General features: G+C 43.8%; 7 protein-coding genes. 5 read left to right on the forward strand and 2 right to left on the reverse strand.

The genetic code is table 11. The annotated features are described in order from the left end of the window. The first annotated feature begins 355 nt into the window (after positions 1–355). The 4 genes from ABFQ95_07085 to dnaN all read left to right on the forward strand — a co-directional run bounded on the left by ABFQ95_07085 (position 356) and on the right by dnaN (position 4560). Positions 356–1015 (forward strand): biotin transporter BioY, encoded by a 660-nt coding sequence (locus ABFQ95_07085; GenBank protein MEN8237284.1) that lies wholly within the window; start codon positions 356–358, stop codon positions 1013–1015. A gap of 183 nt (positions 1016–1198) precedes the next feature. After that, positions 1199–1459 (forward strand): 30S ribosomal protein S20, encoded by a 261-nt coding sequence (gene rpsT, locus ABFQ95_07090; protein ID MEN8237285.1) that lies wholly within the window; start codon positions 1199–1201, stop codon positions 1457–1459. 348 nt (positions 1460–1807) lie between these two features. Next, entirely contained in the window at positions 1808–3235 is a 1428-nt protein-coding gene (dnaA, locus tag ABFQ95_07095; protein ID MEN8237286.1) for a chromosomal replication initiator protein DnaA, read from the forward strand. 185 nt (positions 3236–3420) lie between these two features. Further along, positions 3421–4560 carry a DNA polymerase III subunit beta gene (gene dnaN, locus ABFQ95_07100; protein MEN8237287.1) on the forward strand — a complete coding sequence of 380 codons (1140 nt, stop codon included), beginning with the start codon at positions 3421–3423 and terminating at the stop codon, positions 4558–4560. 96 nt (positions 4561–4656) lie between these two features. Here the strand turns inward: dnaN and mutM are convergent, their stop codons facing one another. Continuing rightward, entirely contained in the window at positions 4657–5481 is an 825-nt protein-coding gene (gene mutM, locus ABFQ95_07105) for a bifunctional DNA-formamidopyrimidine glycosylase/DNA-(apurinic or apyrimidinic site) lyase (protein MEN8237288.1), read from the reverse strand. 48 nt (positions 5482–5529) lie between these two features. Between mutM and ubiE the strand changes: the two genes are divergently transcribed. After that, the gene (ubiE, locus tag ABFQ95_07110) at positions 5530–6276 is read left to right on the forward strand and encodes a bifunctional demethylmenaquinone methyltransferase/2-methoxy-6-polyprenyl-1,4-benzoquinol methylase UbiE (GenBank protein MEN8237289.1); all 747 of its coding nucleotides are present in this window, start codon (positions 5530–5532) and stop codon (positions 6274–6276) included. A 77-nt stretch (positions 6277–6353) separates the two neighbouring features. Here ubiE and ABFQ95_07115 read toward each other — a convergent pair. Continuing rightward, on the reverse strand, positions 6354–6457 hold a 104-nt coding region (locus tag ABFQ95_07115; GenBank protein MEN8237290.1), incomplete at its 5' end, for an IS6 family transposase.

Below are 6457 nucleotides of genomic sequence, written 5' to 3' on the forward strand. Positions count from 1 at the left end.
AGTTTCTCTCCTGACCTCTCATCTTTATAAGCAAAAGTGCTTTCCTGTGCAAATGTTATCTTAATATTTAAATATATCTTTTAGATATTTTTCGAATATTGGAAGTATACTAAAGATGGGTCACTCGTAATTCCTTAAAAAACAAGGTGTTAGAGCCTATCGTGGTTTTGACCATTGCGGTTTTTTTACTTAACTGAAGCTAGTTAGCATCGAATTTTCTGATTAGGAAAAAATCTCCTTACCCACTCAAAACGCAAAAGAGCCTATTTTTTGAACCACGCATAAAATTGGAAGTTGTTTCGCTCGCATTCCTAACCATTCAGCTTCAGCATAGGTTGACAAAGGTGTCTTGGCAGTGGTACGACAAGAAAATGTCGAGGGATTAAAAGCAGTGGAGGAAAACATGTCATCAATGTCTCAAGCGTCGGCACCATTAAAAACTGTGCCATTCATTAATTCTTCAAGTTATACGTTTTGGCAAAAGCTGCTGTTATGTGTTGCAGGATCAGTGGTCCTAACGCTTTCAGCTAAAATTATTATTCCATGTTGGCCCGTAAATGCGACACTGCAAAATTTGGCAGTGATCATGCTTGGAGCCATTTATGGTCGCAAATTAGCAACTTTTTCGGTCTTGCTATACTTGGCCGAAGGAGCATGCGGTTTGCCGGTCTTTACCAGCACACCAATACAAGGTATTGGTCTAGCTTATATGATGGGACCATCTGCTGGCTTTTTGTTTGGATTTATTTTAATGGCATATGCCGCAGGACTTTTGTATGAAAATGGTTGGGGAAGCACCTTATTCAAAGCAGTTATCCTCTGCTTAATCGCAAATTTGGTACTGTATATTCCTGGAATTCTTTGGCTTAGTTTGTGTATTGGCCCTAAAGCTGCGCTAGCCAACGCTACGCTCTGGATTCCTGGGTTTTTGACTAAGATGGGACTGGCTGTGGCTCTGTTTTTACAACTGACTTCATTGAAGGCTCGTTCTTCTACATCGGATATACTCTCGTGAAATCAAAACCTCTAGTTTAATGATAGCGAGAAGCGCGCAGTTTACTTGGGTAAATGAGCACTTCGAGCGTATCAGGAAACAGAGGTTTTGATTGCACTTCAGTATAGTTGACTTTTGAGCGTCAAGGACGTATAAGGGTTGTATGGAGAGAGAATTTTTTATCAGTAATTAGGTACACTATCAATGGCTAACCATAAGAGCTCCTTGAAAAGTATTCGTCAAACTAAGACACGGACTGAGCGTAATCGTTCGCGGGTATCACATATTCGTAGCCGTATACGTTTGGTTGAAGAAGCAATTGCAGCTGGTGAGAAAGCGACAGCTGAGGCAAACTTTCGCAGCATGCAATCTGAGTTGATGCGTGGTGTTCAGCGTAATTTGTTCCATTTAAATACAGCAGCACGCAAACTTTCAAGAACGTGGGCTCGTATTAAAGCGTTATAGGCAGGTTTGTTCTCAAGCTTTTAATGCATAGTCAATGAGAAGTTTTATCGAACACGTGATTTGTCAAGCCGGTGTAGGGCAGTTCAGTGAAAATGTGCTACCTACCATCCTGAACGTTGGTTTCACTGAATGCCCTGAGCCGGTGCTTTTAAAGTTCCGGTTTCTTTTTTTTGGATTAAGATATACTCTTGATGAATCAGAATGTTGAGTTTATGGTAACGAAAAGCGTGCAGTTTACATGGGTAAATTAGCACTTTAGAAGTGTACCAGAAAACCAACAGCTTGATTCAGCTTCGGTATAGTTTGTAAATCGGTCGCCTTAGGGTGTGGTGAATTGGGGAGTAAAGAATGTCATCTCTGGCTGCGGCACAAGTACATGAGAACGTGTCGCCTGAAGGATCGTCTGAAGGAGATTGGATCCATATTCAGCAAGAGTTAAAACTAAAATTGGGAGAAGCAACTTTTAAGAGTTGGGTTCGCTCTTTAGAGTGGCATGAATTTTCCGCTGGCACATTAATATTAAGTGCACCTACGCGTTTTATCCGCGATTGGGTGCGTACGAATTTCCTTGAAGCCATTTTGGCTGTAAGCAGTGAACAGAACACCCAAATTTTGGCAGTTGATATCATCGTAACTCCGAAAGCTGCACCTCAGAACACCAAATTAGGTGAGCTCAGTTCTGCCAAAGAGCAGGCTGAAACCTCAGAATCTTTGGGTGCAACGGATACAAGTCGTCAGGGACTCGAAAAAGTTGGAACGGTTTTTGACTCTCGTTTTACCTTTGACAACTTTGTGGTCGGCAAATCCAACGAATTAGCCTATGCAGCTGCACTTCGTGTGGCTGAATCGGAAAAAGCTTCCTATAACCCGCTCTTTCTATACGGAGGTGTGGGGCTTGGTAAAACCCACCTCATGCATGCTATTGGCTGGCACATCAAGAAAATTCATCCCAAACGGAAAGTAATTTACGTCTCAGCTGAAAAGTTTATGTATCAGTTTATTCGCGCCCTTCGATACCGAGACACGATGGCCTTTAAAGAACAATTTCGATCGGTTGACGTGCTCATGATTGATGATGTGCAGTTTATTGGCGGTAAAGAATCTACCCAAGAAGAGTTTTTTCACACCTTTAATGCTCTTGTAGACCAGAATCATCAAGTTATTGTTTCAGCCGATAAATCACCTTCTGAAATGGAAGGGATGGAAGAGCGCCTCAAATCGCGTTTGGGTTGGGGATTGGTGGCAGATATTCACCCCACAACTTATGAGCTACGCCTTGGCATTTTGCAAGCCAAGGTGGATCAATTTGGGCTTGGTTGTGACAAAAGCGTGCTGGAATTTTTGGCGCACAAAATCTGCTCAAACGTTCGTGAACTTGAAGGTGCCTTAAATCGAATTGTAGCGCACAGTACGCTTGTTGGCCGTGAAGTGTCACTAGAAATGACCCAAGAAGTACTGCATGATATCCTGCGTGCCAGTGACCGCCGTGTAACCATTGAAGAAATTCAAAAGAAAGTCGCGCAACATTATAATATCCGAATTACAGATATGCATTCAGCAAAACGGTTACGTTCCGTGGTGCGCCCTCGCCAGGTGGCAATGTACCTTGCAAAGCGTTTAACTGCACACTCTCTTCCCGAAATTGGTCGTAAATTTGGCGGACGTGATCATACGACGGTTTTGCATGCTGTAAAAAAAGTTGAAGAACTCAAAAAAGCAGATTTTACTCTAAGTGAAGACATTGAATTGCTGGTGCGCACTTTACGGATGCCGTGAGTAACCCCCGTGCTGAATCAAAATGTTGAATCTTATGGTAACGAAAAGCGCGCATTTTACTTGAGTAAATGAGCACTTTGAGTGCGCCAGAAAATCAACAGTTTGATTCAGCTTCAGTAGATCTTTCACATCGGGGCTTTTCCTTTACCTCTTGATGTGGCATATACTTAGAGTCAAGAGATTTTGTGCACAACCAAATAGATGGCGGGACCAATATGCAGTTTACAATTGAAAGAAGTGCTTTATCTAAGGCTTTAAGTCATTGCCAGAGCGTGGTTGAACGACGTACGACATTGCCGATATTGTCGCACATATTGTTTGATGCCGAAGGTGTCAGTGTCAAAATAACCGCAACCGATCTAGAATTGTCCATTGTTGAGACAGTCAGTGCTGAGGTTTCTGAGCCTGGCCGAGCAACAGTTCCCGCGCACCTAATTCACGATATTGTGCGCAAAATGGAAGAAGGGGGCACGATTTCTATGTCACTCGATAAGGCATCGCACCAGCTTTTGCTTTCCTGCGGGCAATCGGAGTTCAAATTGCCGTGTCTTCCTCCTGAAGACTTTCCGGTGATCCAGGCTGGCGATTTGCCTAGCCAGTTTAAGGTACCCTCTCGATTGTTTTTGCGCTTGCTCGAGCGAACACGCTTTGCCATGTCGCAAGATGAAACTCGTTACTTTTTAAATGGAATTTACCTGCATCCTGTAGATGGAAAAGAATTGCGTGCTGTTGCAACCGACGGTCATCGTTTAGCTATGGCCAGTATGCCATTACCTGAAGGTGCTGCTGATTTTGTAGGTGTAATTATGCCACGCAAAACGGTTCAAGAAGTGATCAAGTTGATTACAGAAACACCGGAAGACATCCATGTAGCAGTCTCATCGACACAGATTTGTTTCTCAATACGGCACGCATTTTTGACATCCCGTCTCATTGATGGAGCCTATCCCGAATATGAGGGAGCCATTCCCAGGGGCAATAATCAGATGATGTATCTAAAAGTGGCACCTTTTGCCCAGGCGGTGGATCGTGTGGCAACCATATCTCTCGAAAAATTGGGTGGTATCCACGGGATTCTTGAGGAAGGCAAATTGATTTTGAAAGCCACAGGAGAAATAGCAGGAGCAGCTCAAGAAGAAATTCCGGTTGAGTACACAGGCGAGACAATAAATATTGGTTTTAATGCACGCTATATTTTAGACATTACCCAGCAACTTGCTGACGAAAAAGCACAGTTTGCTTTGGGGGGCGACCATTGTGCTATGGTGATTCGCCCCGCTAATGACAATACTGCATTGTATGTTCTTATGCCGATGAGTGTTTAGTGGAACATCACCTAAATTGAAAACGGCTAGCTCTGTAATGTTATCAAGTCGTGCGAATCAATGTCGCTCGTCTGGAAAACCAGCACACATTTTTAATCACACCCTTTGGCATACCCCACAATAAAAGGTCGAGCGTCCGCCTTGCTTTTTCTGCTCAATAGGTTGCGTGCACTCTTGGCATGGCTCATCTGTGCGACCATACACCTGAAATTGGTGCTGAAAATATCCCAACTCTCCTTCGACCTGAGCGTAATCCCTAAGAGTTGAACCACCAGCTTTAATGGCTTTATGCAATACATCCTGAATGACTGCAACCAAAGCAACTCGCTCAGTATTATTTAATGTACTAGCCTTTTGCCACGGCGAAAGACGCGCTTGGAACAGCGCTTCGCAGACATAGATGTTACCTAAACCTGCAATCAAAGTTTGATCTAACAACGCCGTCTTGAGAGGTTTATTTCTACCGTGAAAAACTTTCTCAAGCATCTCAGCATTAAATTCTGGCTCCAAGGGCTCTGCGCCTAACATCCGCAAAAACCGGTGCTTTGGCAACTCTGATCTGGTACTGACATCCATATATCCAAAACGCCGCGGATCTCGGTAATACACGCGCTCTCCTGATTTTAAGTGCACAACCACGTGATCGTGGGGCGAAGATTCATAGGTTTCATCATGAATGATAAACCGCCCTGACATTCCCAGATGCGTTAGCCAAACTTGATCGCTGTCTAAAAATACCTGGATATATTTTGCACGACGCTCCACATTGTTGATTCGTTGACCCCGCAAGCTTGAAACAAAATCAGTCGGAAAGTCAAAGCGCAAGTTAGGGCGGCGTTGCTCGACCTTGGCAATCGTATTGCCTGCAAAAATAGGGCGTAAACCGCGGCATACTGTTTCTACTTCGGGGAGTTCGGGCATTATTCATGCATACCTTGTCTTAAGATTAATACATCGTATACTACTCATATGAGTCAACCCAAATCAAACGTTCCTTTTGGCTTTCAAGATATCGCCCCAGAAGAGAAAACTCGCAAAGTGCAAGAGCTCTTCAATCGTGTCGCTGAAAACTATGATCTGATGAACGACCTCATGAGTGGTGGAATGCACCGCTTATGGAAACGCCAAATGATCCAAACACTTGCACCTCGTCCAGGCATGAAAATATTGGATGTTGCAGGTGGCACAGGCGATATTGCCTTTGGCATCTTAAAGGCTGAACCCAAAGTTAACGTCACCGTCTGTGATCTCACCCCAGGAATGTTAACTGTGGGAATGAAGCGTGCAAAAGCTTCAATGAAACCAGCACTAAAATGGATTTGCGGCGATGCTGCCAGCCTTCCCTTCACTGATCACTCAGTTGACGCCTACACCATTGCTTTTGGCCTGCGCAATGTCACTGAGATGCAAACAGCTCTTGCCGAAGCGCACCGAATTTTAAAACCAGGAGGTCGTTTCCTATGCCTTGAATTCAGCCGAGTCCAGTATCCCGTCTTAAATGAGCTCTATGAAAAATATGCCTTTGGACTGATTCCTAAAATCGGAGCATGGGTGGCGCAAGATGAGGCTGCGTATCAATATCTGGTGGAGAGTATCGCCCGATTTCCGCCGCAAGAAGAGCTAAAGCAAATGTTAATGAATGCTGGATTTTATCAGGTTAGCTATTCTAACCTGAGCGGTGGCATTGCAGCACTACACGGAGGATGGAAAATTTAGGAGTGGTTTAAAATGGTTCTGTCGCATCTGTTGAGAGTGCCCGTGAAATTTCTAAAAACGAGATTCCTCTGGACACACTACGCCATCAGAGCCATGAAATTTTCAAATGTTGATAATTTAGAGTTGTAACCTGTAATTTGCCCTTTTTGTATTATTCTTATGTTTTCGATTCCTTTAATTG

Source organism: Pseudomonadota bacterium (assembly GCA_039714795.1).
Classification (GTDB): Bacteria; Pseudomonadota; Alphaproteobacteria; order JAGOMX01; family JAGOMX01; genus JBDLIP01.

What these genes read in the sequence shown, in the direction of transcription:
- mutM (MEN8237288.1), bottom strand. Translation starts at nt 5,481, where the DNA reads ATGCCCGAACTCCCCGAAGTAGAAACAGTATGCCGCGGTTTACGCCCT.
- dnaA (MEN8237286.1), top strand. Translation starts at nt 1,808, where the DNA reads ATGTCATCTCTGGCTGCGGCACAAGTACATGAGAACGTGTCGCCTGAA.
- rpsT (MEN8237285.1), top strand. Translation starts at nt 1,199, where the DNA reads ATGGCTAACCATAAGAGCTCCTTGAAAAGTATTCGTCAAACTAAGACA.
- ubiE (MEN8237289.1), top strand. Translation starts at nt 5,530, where the DNA reads ATGAGTCAACCCAAATCAAACGTTCCTTTTGGCTTTCAAGATATCGCC.